Source organism: Caulobacter vibrioides (assembly GCF_002310375.3).
In the GTDB taxonomy this organism is placed as follows: Bacteria; Pseudomonadota; Alphaproteobacteria; order Caulobacterales; family Caulobacteraceae; genus Caulobacter; species Caulobacter vibrioides_D.
Genome location: NZ_CP023315.3, coordinates 3,854,626 through 3,871,101, shown reverse-complemented (window position 1 = coordinate 3,871,101; position 16,476 = coordinate 3,854,626). Strand labels below are relative to the sequence as shown.

14 protein-coding genes are annotated in these 16,476 nt (G+C 68.3%); 7 read left to right on the top strand and 7 right to left on the bottom strand.

The genetic code is table 11. The features are described from left to right. Window positions 1-36 precede the first annotated feature (36 nt). Window positions 37-1,707 carry a YbaL family putative K(+) efflux transporter gene (ybaL, locus tag CA606_RS18410; protein WP_096053209.1) on the bottom strand — a complete coding sequence of 557 codons (1,671 nt, stop codon included), beginning with the start codon at window positions 1,705-1,707 and terminating at the stop codon, window positions 37-39. A 71-nt stretch (window positions 1,708-1,778) separates the two neighbouring features. On the opposite strand from ybaL, the gene CA606_RS18405 reads away from it, so the two are divergent. The 7 genes from CA606_RS18405 (at window position 1,779) to CA606_RS18375 (ending at window position 10,334) form a co-directional block, all read left to right on the top strand. Then, window positions 1,779-2,027, top strand: a complete 249-nt coding sequence (locus tag CA606_RS18405) for a helix-turn-helix domain-containing protein (RefSeq protein WP_096053210.1) — start codon at window positions 1,779-1,781, stop codon at window positions 2,025-2,027. A 54-nt stretch (window positions 2,028-2,081) separates the two neighbouring features. After that, the gene (locus CA606_RS18400; RefSeq protein WP_096053211.1) at window positions 2,082-3,881 is read left to right on the top strand and encodes a cation:proton antiporter; all 1,800 of its coding nucleotides are present in this window, start codon (window positions 2,082-2,084) and stop codon (window positions 3,879-3,881) included. Window positions 3,882-3,924: 43 nt separating this feature from the next. Next, window positions 3,925-4,752, top strand: a complete 828-nt coding sequence (locus tag CA606_RS18395) for a class I SAM-dependent methyltransferase (protein WP_096053212.1) — start codon at window positions 3,925-3,927, stop codon at window positions 4,750-4,752. Between the two features lie 366 nt (window positions 4,753-5,118). Beyond that, window positions 5,119-6,327, top strand: coding sequence for an OmpA family protein (locus CA606_RS18390; RefSeq protein ID WP_096053213.1), 1,209 nt, complete (start codon window positions 5,119-5,121; stop codon window positions 6,325-6,327). Window positions 6,328-6,813: 486 nt separating this feature from the next. After that, entirely contained in the window at window positions 6,814-8,697 is a 1,884-nt protein-coding gene (locus tag CA606_RS18385) for a ribonucleoside-diphosphate reductase subunit alpha (protein ID WP_181242684.1), read from the top strand. A gap of 277 nt (window positions 8,698-8,974) precedes the next feature. Continuing rightward, window positions 8,975-9,910, top strand: a complete 936-nt coding sequence (locus tag CA606_RS18380; RefSeq protein ID WP_096053214.1) for a lipid A-modifier LpxR family protein — start codon at window positions 8,975-8,977, stop codon at window positions 9,908-9,910. 82 nt (window positions 9,911-9,992) lie between these two features. Beyond that, window positions 9,993-10,334 carry a hypothetical protein gene (locus CA606_RS18375; RefSeq protein WP_096053215.1) on the top strand — a complete coding sequence of 114 codons (342 nt, stop codon included), beginning with the start codon at window positions 9,993-9,995 and terminating at the stop codon, window positions 10,332-10,334. A gap of 82 nt (window positions 10,335-10,416) precedes the next feature. Here CA606_RS18375 and CA606_RS18370 read toward each other — a convergent pair whose 3' ends face one another. The 6 genes from CA606_RS18370 to CA606_RS18345 all read right to left on the bottom strand — a co-directional run bounded on the left by CA606_RS18370 (window position 10,417) and on the right by CA606_RS18345 (window position 16,453). After that, window positions 10,417-12,141, bottom strand: a complete 1,725-nt coding sequence (locus CA606_RS18370) for a serine hydrolase (RefSeq protein WP_096053216.1) — start codon at window positions 12,139-12,141, stop codon at window positions 10,417-10,419. A 61-nt stretch (window positions 12,142-12,202) separates the two neighbouring features. Next, complete coding sequence (locus CA606_RS18365; RefSeq protein ID WP_096053217.1) at window positions 12,203-13,474, bottom strand: patatin-like phospholipase family protein; 1,272 nt, start codon at window positions 13,472-13,474, stop codon at window positions 12,203-12,205. A gap of 16 nt (window positions 13,475-13,490) precedes the next feature. Continuing rightward, window positions 13,491-14,189: a PAQR family membrane homeostasis protein TrhA gene (gene trhA, locus CA606_RS18360; RefSeq protein WP_096053218.1), complete on the bottom strand. Its 699-nt coding sequence runs from the start codon at window positions 14,187-14,189 to the stop codon at window positions 13,491-13,493. Between the two features lie 118 nt (window positions 14,190-14,307). After that, window positions 14,308-15,078 (bottom strand): sulfite exporter TauE/SafE family protein, encoded by a 771-nt coding sequence (locus CA606_RS18355; RefSeq protein ID WP_096053219.1) that lies wholly within the window; start codon window positions 15,076-15,078, stop codon window positions 14,308-14,310. Between the two features lie 151 nt (window positions 15,079-15,229). Then, window positions 15,230-16,276, bottom strand: a complete 1,047-nt coding sequence (locus tag CA606_RS18350) for an aspartate-semialdehyde dehydrogenase (RefSeq protein WP_181242683.1) — start codon at window positions 16,274-16,276, stop codon at window positions 15,230-15,232. A gap of 99 nt (window positions 16,277-16,375) precedes the next feature. After that, complete coding sequence (locus CA606_RS18345; protein ID WP_181242920.1) at window positions 16,376-16,453, bottom strand: hypothetical protein; 78 nt, start codon at window positions 16,451-16,453, stop codon at window positions 16,376-16,378. Window positions 16,454-16,476 lie beyond the last annotated feature (23 nt).

The window sequence follows — 16,476 nt, the reverse complement described above, 5'->3', positions numbered from 1 at the left end:
ACGTGACGGAGGGGGCGCTCGCCCGCGCCATGGGTCTCAATGCGCCGCCGCCGGCGGCTTCTTCTTGGGCGCGCGGGAGAGCATCCCCCTGGCGATCTCGTCCTCGCCGATCAGGGCGTGGGTGGCGCCGGCCGTCTTGAGCAGGGTCACATCAGCGTCGGTATAGGCGCGGGCGATGATTTCGCAGCCGGGATTGGCGACGCGGGCCTGCTCGATGATCCGTGCGGCCTCAAACGGGCTCGGCACGGCGACGAACAGGTGGGTGGCCTTGTCGAGGCCCGCCTTCAGCAGCACCTCGGGCTTGACCGCGTTGCCGCCGACCGTTTCGAAGCCGGCGCGGCGCAGGTCCTCGGCGCGCTCGATGTCGTCCTCGATGACCACCAGCGGCGTGCGGCCCTTCAGGCCCTCGGCCACCGCCTTGCCCACCCGGCCATAGCCGACCAGCAGGGCGTGCGGCTTGGCGGCGGCCACCAGCGGCGGCTCGCCGGCGGCTTCGCGCTCCCTGGCGATCATGCCGGGCAGGATCTTGTCCAGCATCGCAAACAGCAGCGGGTTGACCAGGATCGACAGGATGGCCCCGGCCAGGATCAGGTCGCGACCTTCCGGCGGCAGCAGCTTCAGCGATACGCCCAGGCCCGCCAGGATGAACGAGAACTCGCCGATCTGGGCCAGGCTGACCGAGATGGTCAGGGCGGTGCTCATCGGGCGGCGGAAGGCCAGGACGATGACCAGGGCGGCGATCGACTTGCCCACGACGATGATCGCCAGGGTGGCCAGCACCGCAACGGGCTCGCGCAGCAGCACCATCGGGTCGAACAGCATGCCGATCGACACGAAGAACAGCACGGCGAAGGCGTCGCGCAGGGGCAGGGTCTCGTTGGCGGCCTGCTGAGACAGCTCGCTCTCGGCCATGATCATGCCGGCGAAGAAGGCGCCGAGGGCGAACGAGACGCCAAACAGAGCGGCCGAGCCGAACGCCACGCCCAGGGCGATGGCCAGCACGCCCAGACGGAACAGCTCGCGCGAGCCGGTGTGGGCCACGCGGTGCAGGATCCACGGGATCACCCGCCGGCCGACGATCAGCATCAGGGCCACGAAGGCGACGACCTTGCCGATGGTCAGGGCGAAGGCACCCAGCACGCCGCCGGCGGCCGCCCCGCCCTTGGCGTGGTCCATGGGCGCTTCTCCGCCCAGCACGCCCGACAGCGCGGGCAGCAGCACGAGGGCCAGGACCATGGCCAGGTCTTCGACGATCAGCCAGCCGACGGCGATCTTGCCGCGTCCGGTCTCGACGAGGCGTCGCTCCTGCAGCGCCCGCAGCAGCACGACCGTCGAGGCCACCGAAAGCGCAAGGCCGAACACCAGCCCCGCCCCGACGCTCCACCCCAGCGCCACCGCCAGGCCAAGACCCATCACCGTCGCGATCTGCACGACGGCCCCTGGGATGGCGATGGCCTTCACCGCCAGGAGGTCCTTCAACGAGAAGTGCAAGCCGACGCCGAACATCAGCAGGATCACCCCGATCTCCGCCAGCTGCGGGGCCAGCGCCTGATCGGCCACATAGCCCGGCGTGAACGGCCCCACGAGCACGCCGGCCAGCAGATAGCCGACCAGCACCGGCAACTTCAGCCGGTTGGCGAGGGCGCCGAAGACGAAGGCTAGGCCCAGACCCGCGACGATGGTGGCGATCAACGAGGTTTCGTGCAAAGGCTCTCCTTGACGGTCATCTTTTTCGGGCGTACTCAACCAATATGGGCGACGATGCTCGGGTGTGCTAGATGCCTCACGCAAAAATTCTCCTGCCGGCGCAGTGTCGGGCCGCTCGCGGACTGATCAACTGGTCGCAAGGTGAGCTTGCGGATCGAGCGGGCGTGTCACGCAGCACGGTCAAGGACTTCGAGACCGAGCGGCACGCCTTGCACCACAGCACCGAACGGCTCCTCATCGAGGCGATCGAGGCGGGGGGCGTGTCGCTGATCACAAGCGACGAGGCGGGGCCCGGCGTTAGATTGAAGACACCGGTCTAGCGCGAGGGCCAGGCCTTCGTTCCGGCGGATGGACGAAAAACAAGAGGAGAGCGCGTGGCGCACGAGGTTTCCCCAGAGAGCTACAAGGACCTGGTCCTGTTCCTGGCGACCGCCGGCATCGTCGCGCCGATCTTCAAGCGCCTGAAGATCAATCCGATCCTGGGCTACCTGCTGGCCGGTGTGATCCTGGGGCCGTTCGGCCTGGGGCGGTTCATCCACATCGCGCCGTGGCTAGACTACGTCACCGTCGACAATCCCGATGAAATCGCCCAGCTGGCCGAGTTCGGCGTCGTCTTCCTGCTGTTCATGATCGGCCTGGAGCTGTCGTGGGAGCGCCTGCGGCTGATGCGCAAGTGGGTGTTTGGCCTGGGCGCGGTGCAGGTGATCGGCTGTTCGCTGGCGCTGGGCGCGGGCGGGATGCTGCTGGGCCTCGAGCCCGTGGCGGCCCTGACCATCGGCGCGGCCCTGACCCTGTCCTCGACCGCCATCGCCGTGCCGGTGCTGGCCGAGCGCCGCCGCCTGCATTCCGAGGCCGGTCGGGCCACCTTTTCGGTCCTTCTGTTCCAGGATCTGGCCGTCGCGCCCATCCTGATCACCCTGGCCATCCTGGGGCGCGGCAACGGGACCTTCCAGCTTCAGGACCTTTTGGCCCTGGCCCCGGCGGCCCTGGGCCTGGCGGCGATCGTGCTGGTGGGGCGTCTGGCCCTGCGGCCGATGCTGAAATCGGTGGCCAAGGCCAAGAGCGAAGAGATGTTCATGGCCGCCTGCCTGCTGGTGATCATCGGCGCGGGCATGGTGGCGGCGCTGTCGGGGCTGTCGATGGCGTTGGGCGCCTTCGTGGCCGGGGTGCTGCTGGCCGAGACCGAGTATCGCCACGAGGTCGAGGTCAAGATCGAGCCGTTCAAGGGCCTGTTGCTGTCGCTGTTCTTCGTCTCGCTGGGCATCCGCCTGGACCTGTCCCTGCTGGCCGCGCAGCCGGCCACGATCCTGGCCACGGCGCTGGGCCTCCTGGTGGTGAAGATGAGCGTGGTGTTCGGCAGCGGCCTCCTGATGGGGCTGAACCGGCGCGCCGCGATCGAGGCGGCCTTGATCCTGGCGGCCGGCGGCGAGTTCGCCTTCGTGCTGCTCGACAACGCCATGAACGCCCAGGTGGTTTCGCCCGCCATCGGCCAGGCGGTGCTGGTCTCGGCCACCCTGACCATGTTCCTGATTCCGGGCCTGGCGGCGCTGGGCGGTTATCTGGGCCGCAAGAACGCCCCGCTGCCGATCAGCGAGACCCCGCCCTCGACCGCCAATGAGCCGGACCGCCTGGGCCCTGAACCGGCCGGACAGGTGCTGGTGATCGGCTATGGCCGCGTGGGCAAGCTGGTCGGCGATATGCTGGGCCGTCACGACCTGCCCTGGATCGCCGTGGAGCGTGACGCGCGCCTGGTCGAGCAGGGCCGCCGCGACGGCGCCCGCATCTATTATGGCGACGCCTCGCGCCTGGAGCTCCTGCAGCGCTGCGGCCTGGCGACGGCGCGGGCGGTGGTGGTGACCATGGACGCCTTCGAGGTGGCCGAGGCGGTGGTGGTCGCCGCGCGCGGGGCGCGTCCGGACGTGCCGATCGTGGTCCGCGCCCGCGACGCCCGCCATGCGGCCCGCCTCTACGAGCTGGGCGCATCCGACGCCGTGCCCGAGACCATCGAGGCCAGCCTGCAGCTGTCCGAGGCGGTGCTGGTCGACATCGGCGTGCCGATGGGCCTGGTCATCGCCTCGATCCACGAGCGCCGTGACGAGTATCGCAAGAAGCTGAACCGGCCCGACGCCCTGGGCGGCCGTCGCCGGCGCTTGCGCGACGCCAGCTTGCGGTGACGCGCCGAGCGCGTACCTATCCCCCGTAAGCGGGAGATAGAAAATGAGCGGTGTGGCGCAGGATATGTCGGCCTATTGGGACCGGGCCGGGCGGGTCTGGGTTGAGCAGCAGGCCTTGCTGGACCGGCTGTTCCAGCCGATCGCCAAGGCGGTGGTCGATCGCGCCGATCTCCGCGCCGGCGAGGCGGTGCTGGACGTCGGCTGCGGCTCGGGCGCGACCACCTTCGAGGCCGCCTGGCGTGTGGGCCCGCAAGGGCGCGCGATCGGGGCCGACATCTCCGGCGCCTTGCTGGAGCTGGCCCGGCGGCGGGCGGGCGAGCAGGCTCTGGAGGGCGTCGACTTCGTCCATGCCGACGCCCAGACCCACGACTTCGGCGTGGCGTTTGACGCGATCGTCTCGCGCTTTGGCGTGATGTTCTTCCCCGATCCTGTCGCCGCCTTCGCTAACCTGCGGCGCGCGCTGAAGCCCGGCGGGCGGCTGGTCTTCGCCTGCTGGCGCAGCCCGGAAGACAACGCGATCACCCAGGTCCCGCTGGACGCCGCCGCGCCGTTCCTGCCTGAGGTTCCGAAGTTCGAGCGCAACGCGCCGGGCCGCTTCGCCTTCGCCGATCCCGGGCGGGTGCGGTCCATCCTGGCGGAGGCCGGCTGGCGCGATATCGCCATCGCGCCGCTCGACGAGCCCACGCCGGTCAGCTTCGAGGAGCTGATGACCATGAGCCTGCGCGTCGGTCCGCTAAATCCTATTCTGACCAACGCTGATGAGGCCCTGCGGACCAAGGTGCGCGACGCCGTGGCCGCCGCCTTGGCGCCGCGTGTCCAGGACGGCGTGGCCCGAATGGACTCGGCCTGCTGGCTGGTGTCGGCGGGGTGATCCCTTGGCGCGCCAAAGGACAGCGCGACGCGGTGAATTTCGCCCCAGGTCTCGCGAAAGCAGACTCAAGATGAGCGCTTTGTGCGAAGTTTCGCAGAGGTTTGAGCATCTCCTGGCTCTAAGCCCTTGCGCGCAAACGGTTCCCGTGCGAACCCAGCGGAGCTGACGCCTAGCTTTTCGTGGATGTCGGCGGGCACGCTCGGAAGTTGATTCTGAGGGGCGGTCTCGTTTCATCTTCCTGCCGGACGGCAGAGGCGAAACCTGACGAGTGTGTCTTTGCTGACACTTTCCCGTGGCGTTCGCCTTGGTATAACGATGCTCGGTCGGTCTCCCGGCCTGGGCAGGGCAATAGAGGGCTCTTCAAAAATGAAACTCAACCTCCTGGCGGGAGCTGCTCTGGCCGCGGTGTTCGCCGCGTCGGGCGTTTCGGCCCAAGAGACCGGCTGGTACGGCGCGGTCGACCTCGGCCAACACTGGCCGCAAAGCGTCACGACGCAATCCAACCAGACGCTGCCGGACGGCGAATTTGCGCACTGGGCTTGGAAGACCGATAAGGATTGGACCGGCTTCGTCCGTCTCGGCTACCAGTTCAACAAGAACTGGCGCGCTGAAGTCGAAGGCGGCTATCGCCCCGGCGACCTGAAGAGCGTTCACGGCAACGCCGTGCGCCAGCAGCCTGTCGCGCTCTGCACGCCGGGCATCACGCGCTCGTCGTCCTCGCAGACCTGCGGCTCGCCGGACGGCTCGATCGACTCCTGGAGCCTGATGGCGAACGTCATTTATGACTTCGCTCCGGACTCCTGGCTGAACCCGTTCGTCGGCGTCGGCGTCGGCGTGAACCGCCTGGACGTCAACGTCCTGGGTCAGTTCAGCGGCGTGGGTGCGGTCACCGCGACCAACCCGGCGATCCAGAACCTGTCGGGCGATGACGCCGACGTCGCGTTCGCCTACCAGGCGCTCGCCGGCGCTTCGGTCAAGGCCACCGACAAGCTGAAGATCGATTTCACCTACCGCTACCTGACGGGCGCGGACCACAAGTGGGCGACCACGGGTTCGGCCGCCCTGCAGCCGGGCGCGTTCCAGGGCCAGTACAAGGACCAGTCGGTGACCGTGGGTCTCCGTTACTCGTTCGCGTCGCCGCCCCCGCCGCCGCCTCCCCCGCCGCCGCCGCCTCCGCCGCCCCCGCCTCCTCCGCCTCCCCCGCCGCCGCCGCCGCCTCCGCCGCCGCCGCCGGCTTTCGAGGCCCGTGAGTTCATCGTTTACTTCCCGTTCGACCAATCGGTCCTGACGCCGGAAGCCCAATCGGTGGTTACGGAAGCGGCCAAGTACTCGAACGACGGTAAGGCGACGAAGATCATCGTCATCGGCCACACCGACACCTCGGGTTCGCCGAAGTACAACGCCAAGCTCTCGGAACGTCGCGCTCGCGCCGTCGCCGACGCTCTGGTCTCGCAAGGCGTTTCGCAAAACGTCCTCGGCGTGGACTGGAAGGGTGAAAGCGCTCCGGCCGTCGCCACCGGCGATGGCGTGAAGGAACCGCTGAACCGCCGTTCGACGATCTCGATCAACTTCTAAGATCGAATCGACTGCACTTTGGGGAGGGCCCGGCGGCGACGCCGGGCCCTTTCTCTTTGCGCGTGTGCCTGGAAGACAAGGCGACGCGCCCCGTGGGCGCCCCGGCCCGCTGTTTGTGGCCAAAACCCTTGGAACACGGGAGGTCGCGCGCGGGATGAAGCGGCGCCCTCAGGCGGCCTTTCGCTGCATTCGCCACCATGCCTTGTGCTCGACCTGTGGGCGAACATTGTTGTCCGGGGACGGACGCCCATCGGCGCCTTGCGGCGGTCTGTCGCGGGTGAAAAAAGTTCGTGGAGGCAACCCCTTGTCCCGCCTATGCAAGTTGGTGGCGTTCACAGGTTGTTAACGAAAAACTCGCCCCAGGGGCGTTGACGAGTCATTCACCAGTGTGGCCCCATATTTGGGTTGAGGGGGCTCCTCAGCCACAAGATATAGCGGCTGGCGAGGATATTTCCTTCTCCGGAACACGCTGATTGAGCATGGATTTTGGTCATGAACGGCAGTGAAGCGGTGAAGTCGAGCGTCCGAAATGAGGCCCGTCTGGCGGCGATCAAGCCCGCCAAGCGCCCGCAGCTGGCGTTGGTGCGCAAGGTCGAGGTCGACCGCTCGCGCGACGCCCTGTTGACCGACTTCGGCAAGACCACGCTGGAAGACCGCTACCTGCTGCCGGGCGAGAGCTATCAGGACATGTTCGCGCGCGTCTCGACGGCGTTCGCCGACGACGCCGACCACGCCCAGCGCGTCTACGACTATATGAGCCGCCTGTGGTTCATGCCGGCCACCCCGGTGCTGAGCAACGGCGGCGCCGAGCGCGGTCTGCCGATCAGCTGCTTCCTGAACGCCGTCAACGACAGCCTGGACGGCATCCTGGGGGTCTGGAACGAGAACGTCTGGCTGGCGGCCAACGGCGGCGGCATCGGCACCTACTGGGGCGGCGTGCGCTCGATCGGCGAGAAGGTGAAGGGCCAGGGTCAGACCTCGGGCATCATCCCCTTCATCCGCGTGATGGACTCGCTGACGCTGGCGATCAGCCAGGGCAGCCTGCGTCGCGGCTCGGCTGCGGTGTATCTGGACATCCACCACCCCGAGATCGAGGAGTTCCTCGAGATCCGCAAGCCGTCGGGCGACTTCAACCGCAAGTCCCTGAACCTGCACCATGGCCTGTCGATCACCGACGAGTTCATGCATGCGGTGCGTGATGGGACCAAGTTCGGCCTGCGCTCGCCCAAGACCAACGAGGTGCTGCGCGAAGTCGACGCCCGCGCCCTTTGGCAGAAAGTTCTGGAGCTGCGTCTGCAGACCGGCGAGCCCTACCTGATCTTCTCCGACACCGTGAACCGGGCCATGCCCTCGTTCCAGCGCGAGCTGGGCCTGAAGGTGCGCCAGTCGAACCTGTGCAGCGAGATCATGCTGCACACCGGCACGGACCACCTGGGTCAAGAGCGCACCGCAGTCTGCTGTCTGTCGTCGGTGAACGCCGAGACCTATCTGGAATGGCGCGACCACCCGACGTTCATCGAGGACGTCATGCGCTTCCTCGACAATGTGCTGCAGGACTTCATCGACCGCGCGCCGGACGCCGCGTCGGCCGCCGCCTACGCCGCCATGCGCGAGCGTTCGGTGGGCCTGGGCTTGATGGGCTTCCACAGCTTCCTGCAAAGCCAGAACGTGCCGTTCGAAAGCGCCCTGGCCAAGAGCTGGAACATGCGGATGTTCAAGCACCTGCGCCGTGAGGCCGACAAGGCGTCGATCAAGCTGGGCGAAGAGAAGGGCCCGTGCCCCGACGCCGCCGATCGCGGCTCGATGGAGCGCTTCTCGCACAAGCTGGCCATCGCGCCGACCGCCTCGATCTCGATCATCTGCGGCGGCACCAGCGCCGGCATCGAGCCGATCCCGGCCAACATCTACACCCACAAGACCCTGTCGGGCTCGTTCGCGGTGAAGAACCCCTATCTGGAGAAGCTGCTCGAGGAGGAGGGCCACAACACCGACACGGTGTGGGGCTCGATCCTGGAGAACGAAGGCTCGGTCCAGCACCTGGACTTCCTGAGCCAGGACGAGAAGGACATCTACAAGACCGCCTTCGAACTGGACCAGCGCTGGGTGATCGAACTGGCCGCCGACCGCACGCCGGAAATCTGCCAGAGCCAGTCGGTCAACGTCTTCCTGCCGGGCGACGTCGACAAGTGGGACCTGCACATGCTGCACTGGACCGCCTGGGAGCGTGGCGTGAAGTCGCTGTACTATCTGCGCTCCAAGTCGGTGCAGCGCGCGGCCTACGCCGGCGCGGACGACAAGGCCGAGGCTGCGACTAGCGGTTTCGACGTTCCGGAAAAGACCGACTACGACGAGTGCCTGGCCTGCCAGTAACGCCGATGTGAAGCTTTTCGAGGGGGCGGCGCGAGCAATCGCGCCGCCTTTTTCACGTTCCGGGAACCCTGTTGGCGCACAGTGGTTGTCACCTGCGCGCTTTAGCCCCCGTGACAGCCGGGTTTGGACGCGTAGGCTGGAAACGCTAGAGCGTGATAGCCGAAAGTGTGAGCGGTTTCGGCGGCAATCACGCTCTAAATGTTTGAAAACGAGCCTTCTTTCTCCCTCCGAATGATTCCATTCGAAGGGAGAAGGCTCGAGGGTCTGGGAGTCCGCAATGCGGGCGATTGGAAAGCTAACCGTGTTTGCCGTGGGGGTCGCGATCCTGGCCCCTTCGATCGCCGCCGCCCAGGCGCCGGCCCAGGCGGCAGGTCCCTATTCATTCCAGGTCAAGCCCGAGGCGACGCCGCCGCTGTCGCTCGCCGCGACCGGTCTTCTCGCGCGCCCCATCGGCGCCCCGCAGGCCCAGCTGGAGGGCGGGTTTGGCCTGACCCCGGCGGCCGCCATGATGGGCGATGCGAGAATTCTCGACGCCGATCGCTACTATGACGGCGCTGGCCCGGTCATGTGGCGCTCGACCGCCGTGGCCTATCAGGGCGAGGCGGGCGGTCCGATCAGCGAGGTTCGCGTCTCGATGGCCGGCGTGCCCCGCACCGCAACCTTCGCGCCCCTGACCCTGGTCCGTCCCGACAGCGACGCCTATGAGCTGCGCGAGGTCGATGTGACCGTCACCCGGGGCTGGCCGTCAGCGGTGATGCTGAAGGGCCGCAAGTACGCCCTGGACGTCACGCCGCACGCCGGGCTGGGCTTTGGCGGCGCCGGCGGCTCGGCCGAGGCCGGCGCCACGGTGCGTCTGGGTCCGAAGAAGAACATGGGCGGCCGGGTCACCGATGCGCTGGGCGTCCGTGAAGGCGGCGCGGCGTTCGGCGACCGGGGACGCTGGTACATCTACGCCGCCGCCAGCGGCCGCGCCGTCGGCTTCAACATGCTGCGGAGCCAGAACGGAGACTGGACCCGGGCGGGCCTGTCGCAGGACGCCACCAGCCGCCTGATCGGCGACAGCCAGGCGGGCGTCGCCTGGCGCAAGGGGCCGATGCAGGCTTCGTTTGGCTATATCCACCGCGAAATCCGGGCCAAGGAAGGCGTGCTGGGCCTAGCCACCCAGAAGGACGATGTCGTCGCCCTGTCCTTCAGCCTGAAGCCGCATTGGTAAGGGCCAGGTCCCGTCGGGCTTGTGTTTCCGGCCGCTTTCATGCAGCAAGCCCCGGTTAGCACCTAAAACCGTCAGCGAGACCATGAGCGACAGCGAGCCCCCGCGCCGCAAGACCCTGAGCCTGAAGAGCGCCGTCGCCGCCCCCGGCGGCCCGCCGCCGCTCGAGCGCATGGTCAAGCCGTCGGCTCGCACCACCGTGTTCACGCCGTCGGCCGCGCCGCCGCCAGCGCCGCCACCGGCCCCGGTCGTTGGCGACTGGAAGTGCAAGCCCTGCGGCACGCGCTTCGATCCGCCCACGGAGCTGGCCGACGAGGACCACGTGCGCTGCCCGTCGTGCAATGCGCGCCTGGGCCTAGCGTCGGACTTCCGCGCCGACCCGCCGAACGTGGCCAAGCTGCGCGCGCGGCATCTGAAGAAGGCGTAGGGCTGAGGTCCGTAGCGCGCCAAGCGTATGATTTTACGTCTTTTTATCTAGGTTGGATGTCCCCAACTAACCGAGGCGGCGTCTAAGGCTGTCGTGGCGCGGGCATGTCCCGGCCGCCCTGATGCAAGGTCAGGCTCACGGCCTTCCCATCCGGACCCAGCGTAAAACTGGCGGCGGCGGGAACGACGGTCCAGACGACGCGGGTCGTGCTTTCGGGAAACACCTCGAACTCGGGCTGGCCGGTGAGCTGGGCGAACAGGCTCTGGCCCTTGCGGGTCACGGTGACGACGAATCCGGGAGCCAGGGCGTATCGGCCCGTCAGGGCGTCCAGCTCGGCGACGGACAGTGCCGCCACCTTGGCCGGGCGCGGCGGCGCGGGCGCCTCAGCCCCTTCGGCCAAGCGCGGGGCCGTCGTGTTCTGGCCGTTCTGGTGCAGCGTCACCGCCGTCCCGCGCCCCTCGGCGTCGACGGCGAAGGTCAGTTGGGCGTCGACCACCTTGAGAAAGAAGGTTGTCGGGCTTTCGGCGAACAACTCGACCGTCGGCTGCCCGGTCAACTGGCCCAGCATACGCTCGCCGTCGCGGCGGATCGTCATCACCACCCCCGGCGCCATGCCGTAGCGGCCGACCAGCTTGTCGAAGGCGGCAGCCGGCAGGGGAACCGCCACACGCGTCTTGGGTGGGGTCTTCAGGGGCTGCCCGGTCATCAGGTGCAGCCCGATATCGTCCACGCCCATGACGCCGGCCGTGTTGCTCAGCACCACGACGCCCAGTCCGGTCTTGCGATTGAAACCGACGAAGCTTTGGAAGCCCATGGTGCCGCCGCTATGGGTGACGATGTCGCCCTCGGGTGTTGACCAGACGTGCCAGCCCAGCGCGACCTCCACGCCGCCGCCGACGGGGCGACGGGGAACCAGCTGGTCGGCCATCGCGGCCTTCAACGGCGTGTCGACAAGGCCAAGCTCCGCAGCCGTCAGCTTCAGCAGATCGTCGGCGGTCGAGCGCAGGGCGCCCGCGCCGGCCAGGCTGGGCAGGTCCCAATGCGTCGTGGCCTCCAGCGCGGCGTTATGGCCGCTGGAGAAGCGCGCGGCCTGGGCCGGTGACAGGATGATGGCGGTGTCGCCCATGCCCAGCGGCGTCAGCACACGCTGGCGCAATACGGTCTCGTAGTCGCCGCCCGCGCGATAGGCCAGGGCCCGCCCCAGCAATCCTACCCCAAGGTTGGAGTATTCGTAGGTCCCGCCGATGTCGCGGGTCAGGACATAGTCGCGCAGGAACGCGTCCAGCTGGGCGTCGGTATAGTCGGCATAGGGATTGAGCGGATCCTTCATCGCCATGTTGCTGGGCAGGCGCGGCAGGCCCGAGGTGTGGGTGGACAGGTCAATTAGGGTGATGGCCTTGCCGTTCCGGGTTGGCACGACCGTTCCCGGCGGCAGGTGTTTGGCCACCGGATCGTCAAGCTTGACCTCGCCGCGCCGAACCATGTCGGCCAGCAGCAGACTGGTCAGCGCCTTGGTCACCGAGCCGATCTCGAACAGGGTCCGCCCACTGACCGGCTCGCCGCCGGCGCCCGTCACGCCGTGAGCGATCACGCGCCGGCTTTGCGCATCGATCACCCCGACGACGATCCCCCGGCTCTGACGATCATGATCGACCCGCTGGACGAGGATCTGACGGATGGCCGCGTCGGACAGGCGATCGGCGGAGACCGAGGTGGGCTTTGCGGGCGCCGCTGTCTGGGCCACAGCGCCCGGTCCCGCGAGGCTCGCAAGGGCGGCGGCGGCGAGACCAACAATAAGATTGCGCATCCGGCTTCCCCACCCAAAGGTTGCGCAGTGTCGTCGGCGCCGTCCCCGGTGGCAAGCCGCGTTAGACGCCCTGAGGCGACTGCTGGGAGGCCGCCGCCGGCTCGTCGCGCACGACCAGACCCGTCCCCGCCGAAACCGCCTGCGGGACCTGCTTTCGAAAGAGGCCGCGCCAAAGGCTCTGTTCCTCGACGGCGTTTGACCAGACCACGCCGGCCGCCGCCTGCTCGAAGCCGGCGTCATAGATGCTGCGCATCAGGCCGGTCTCGAACTTCAGAAGGTTCATCCCCTCGAAGCTATTTGGAATCGACGCCACGCTGAGCGGCAGGTTGTGGCGCGCGCAAAAGCCAGCGGCCAGGCTCAAGGCCTGCCGATATGAAAAGCGCAGCATCGTCTCGAAGCTGCGCGCCATGATCGAGGCCACGCCCGGCGGCGTCGACTGGGTCGAGGGGTCGAGCACGGTGTTGACGATCACATGCACCCGCCCTCGGCGCAGGCGGGTGCCCAGGTTGCGCCAGTGCAGCAGGGCGTCGGGCATCAGGAACAGCGGCGCGGCCACGCCCCCGTCCACATGCATCTCCTGGAAGACCTGACCGTCGACCTCGACCTCGATCAGCTTGGGCGGAAAGATGCCGGGCACGGAGGATGAGGCGACCAGGAGCGACCGGACCAGTTTCAGCGCCTCGGGCCCGCCCTTCACCGCGATCTCGCCGAGATCCCAGACGACCGCGCGCTGGCTGTCGAGATTGGTGGTGGCGATCAGCAGGCGCCGGCCCTTGGCGTGCTCGACGGCGATGGCCTCGACCATCTCCTGATCGACGAAGGTCTCGACCAGCACATCCAGCGACTCGCCCTTGAAGAGGCTGGGACCGAGCGCCGGCGCCAGGCGACGCAGGCTCAAGAGCTCGGCCGCGTGGCCGCCGGTATAGGCGTCGGTCAGGCGCTCGTCCCAGGCCGAGCCCAGAAAGGCCAGCGGTGCGATCAGGGCGCCGGTGCTGACGCCGGTGACGATGGCGAAGTCGGGCCGGCGGCCCGCCTTGGTCAGGCCCGCCAGCACGCCCGCCCCATAGGCGCCGCCGGCCGCGCCGCCCGACAGGGCCAGGATGTTGAACTCGTCACGGCCCAGAAGGGAGCGCATCGGCGCCAGGCGATCGGCGGCCTGCCGCAGGGCGTCGTCGGCCTGGTCGACGGTCAACCGCACCCGGGGGAAACCCACCGCCTCGACCTGACGATCGGACGGCGGCGTGGGCAGGCGCTTGCCGCGTAGCGGGTCGTTGGACTTCCAGTCCCGGAAGAAGCCTTGCAGGCTGAAACTGCCGGCCGGGTCCTTGTCCACGCCAGGTCTCCGAAGGTTAGTGCGCGCCGGTCAGGACCACGCCCACCAGAACGGCGGCATAGTGCAGGCCCGCGCCGCCGATGACGTGGCCGTGCCAGATGGCGCGGCGGAACTTCAGGCGTCGCATCAGGTAGAAGACGGTCCCCGTAGAATAGACGATGCCGCCGATCGCCAGCAGCAGCAGGGCCGGCCACGACAGGCCCTCGATCATCGGTTTGATGGCCACCAGGACCAGCCAGCCCAGGGCGAGGTACAGACCCACCCAGAAGCGCTTGTCCAGGCCCGGCAGGAACAGCTTGGCCAGCACGCCGACGCCGGCCACGGTCCACACGGCCGTGGTCATGCCGATCGCCCACCAGCCGTGCAGGTTCTGGGTCGTGAAGGGGGTGTACGACGCGGCGATCATTACGAAGATGCCGGCGTGGTCGAAGCGGCGCAGCAGCGGGCGCCAGCGGGCCTTGGCGAAGTTGTAGGCCGTCGATAGCGACAGCATCAGGATCAGGCCCACGGTGTAGATGCTGACCGCCGCGACCTGGCCCAGATTGCCCAGGCCGAACGCCAGGCCCAGCAGGATGCCGCCGCCCATCAGGGCGCAGGCCAGGCCCGCCAGATGCACCACCAGGTCGGCGCACTTGGCCGCGGGGGTCGGATAGTGCCGGCCCGGCTTGGCGACCACGATCTGGGTCGTGTTGGCGGTGGTGGTGAGTTCAGTCATGGCCCGGCTCTGATGGCGTGCAGTACGCGCGAAGCATAAGTTTGTTCCGCGACATATAAGCGTCGATCATCGTGGCCGCGAAAGGGCCGAGGCGACACGATCGCGCGGAAAAACGCCCTCAGGCCAAAAGGCCGCGGGCGCCGTCGAACATCAGCTTGCCGCCGACCAGCACCAGCAGCACATAGATCACCTTGTAGAAGCCTTCGGCGGGCACGCGCCGCACCAGCCAGACGCCGACCCAGGTCGAGGCGATGGCCAATGGCAGCAGAACGCCGGCGGTGGCCAGGACTTGCGGCGTCAGCTGGCCCAGCGCCAGATAGGCGGGCACCTTCATCCAGTTGACGACGCTGAAGAAGATCGCGCTGGTGCCGATGAACACGTCGCGCGGCAGACCGCGCGGCAGGACATAGATCTGGAACGGCGGGCCTCCGGCGTGGGCGATCTGGCTGGTGAAGCCCGCCGTCGCACCGCACAGGACGCCCAGCCACGGACGCGCCGGACCGGCCTCTATGCGGTCGGCGGCCTGGAGCGCGCGCTCGGCCCAGAGCCGCTGCAGGGCGAAGACGACCGAGATCGCCCCGACCGCCAGCTCGACGGCCGCCTCGTCCACCAGCGCCGCCAGGGCCCAGCCCACAAGAATGCCCGCCGCCGCCGCCGGCAGCATCAAAACCAGGATCGCCTTGTCCCAGGTTTTCCGAAACGACCACACGCTGACGACGTCCTGGACAAGCAGGATGGGCAGGATGATCGACGCGGCCATGACCGGCGACACCGCCAGGGTCATCATCGGCACCGCGACGACCCCGATCCCCGCAAACCCGCCCTTGGTCAGGCCCAGCAGGATCACGGCGGGAATGGCCACGAGGTAGAAGAACGGATCGGTCAGCATGGCGGGGAGTTACCGCGTCTGTTGACGAATCCCAAGGCTGCAAAGCCCTTTCGCGCGTTTACGCCTCCTCCCCCGCAGGCGGAGGAGGAGGGCGCTGTTGCTCACTCGCGAGGCGGGTGCTCTGGCGAGGCGAAAGGGCCGCGCGTCGGGTCTATGCCCCCAGCATGACCTCGGCGATCTGCACGGCATTGAGGGCCGCGCCCTTGCGCAGGTTGTCGCCGACCACGAACAGGGCGAGGCCGTGCTCCACAGTCGGGTCGGGACGCACGCGGCCGACAAAGACCGGGTCCTGGCCCGTCGCGGCCAGCGGGTTGGGGACGTCCTCGATGACCACGCCCGGCGCGGCGGCCAGCAGGTCCAGCGCCTCGGCCACCGAGACCGGACCATCGAACTCGGCGTTGATCGATAGGGCGTGGCCGGTGAAGACCGGCACGCGCACGCAGGTGCCGCTGACGGGCAGGCCGGGGATCTCGAGGATCTTGCGGCTTTCGTCGCGCAGCTTCAGCTCTTCTTCGGTGTAGCCGTCCTCGCCCAGCACGTAGTTCAGCGGCACGACGTTGTAGGCCAGCGGCACGGCCCACTTGCGCGGCGCGGGCAGGGGGGCGGCGTCGGGCGAGCGGGCCAGGCCGTCCAGATCCCCGGCCGCGCCGGCGCGCAGCTGCTCGGACAGCACCTCGATGCCCTCCATGCCGCCGCCCGAGGCGGCCTGATAGGTGCTGACGGTCAGGCGCTTCAGACCCGCCTTGTCGTGCAGGGGCTTGAGCACCGGCATGGCGGCCATGGTGGTGCAGTTGGGGTTGGCGACGATGCCCTTGGGGATGTTGTTCAGCGCGTGCGGATTGACCTCCGCCACCACCAGCGGCACCTCGGGGTCCGAGCGCCAGGCCGAGCTGTTGTCGATCACCACGGCGCCGGCGGCGGCGGCCTTAGGGGCCAGCTCGCGCGAGGTCGAGCCTCCGGCCGAGAAGAACACGATGTCCAGGCCCGAAAAGTCGGCGGTCGCGGCGTCCTCGACCACGATCTGCTGGCCGTTGAAGTCGATCTTGCTGCCAGCCGAACGGGCCGAGGCGAACAGGCGCAGGGACGCGACCGGGAAGTCGCGCTCGACCAGCAGCTCACGCATCATGCCGCCGACCAGGCCAGTGGCGCCGACGACGCCGACGTGGGGCGGATGGGATCGGGAAAACTTGAAGCTCATGGTGTTGCGTCTCCGAAAAGGTGTGGAGCGCGGGGAGCTTGTGGTCTCTGGATGTGAGAGCCGCCCCGCGCATCGGCGGGGCTGGTTCGAGGATGCCGCTTAGATCGCGCGCACGCCCGCCGCCCCACCGAGGTGGGTCGTTTTGCGGGTAATAGTTTTGGTCGCGGCGAATTGCATCGGCAGCGCTTCTAGCGGCGCCG

What these genes read in the sequence shown, in the direction of transcription:
- CA606_RS18395 (WP_096053212.1), top strand. Translation starts at nt 3,925, where the DNA reads ATGAGCGGTGTGGCGCAGGATATGTCGGCCTATTGGGACCGGGCCGGG.
- CA606_RS18355 (WP_096053219.1), bottom strand. Translation starts at nt 15,078, where the DNA reads ATGCTGACCGATCCGTTCTTCTACCTCGTGGCCATTCCCGCCGTGATC.
- CA606_RS18350 (WP_181242683.1), bottom strand. Translation starts at nt 16,276, where the DNA reads ATGAGCTTCAAGTTTTCCCGATCCCATCCGCCCCACGTCGGCGTCGTC.
- CA606_RS18370 (WP_096053216.1), bottom strand. Translation starts at nt 12,141, where the DNA reads ATGCGCAATCTTATTGTTGGTCTCGCCGCCGCCGCCCTTGCGAGCCTC.
- CA606_RS18375 (WP_096053215.1), top strand. Translation starts at nt 9,993, where the DNA reads ATGAGCGACAGCGAGCCCCCGCGCCGCAAGACCCTGAGCCTGAAGAGC.
- CA606_RS18345 (WP_181242920.1), bottom strand. Translation starts at nt 16,453, where the DNA reads ATGCAATTCGCCGCGACCAAAACTATTACCCGCAAAACGACCCACCTC.
- CA606_RS18380 (WP_096053214.1), top strand. Translation starts at nt 8,975, where the DNA reads ATGCGGGCGATTGGAAAGCTAACCGTGTTTGCCGTGGGGGTCGCGATC.
- CA606_RS18405 (WP_096053210.1), top strand. Translation starts at nt 1,779, where the DNA reads ATGCCTCACGCAAAAATTCTCCTGCCGGCGCAGTGTCGGGCCGCTCGC.
- trhA (WP_096053218.1), bottom strand. Translation starts at nt 14,189, where the DNA reads ATGACTGAACTCACCACCACCGCCAACACGACCCAGATCGTGGTCGCC.
- CA606_RS18390 (WP_096053213.1), top strand. Translation starts at nt 5,119, where the DNA reads ATGAAACTCAACCTCCTGGCGGGAGCTGCTCTGGCCGCGGTGTTCGCC.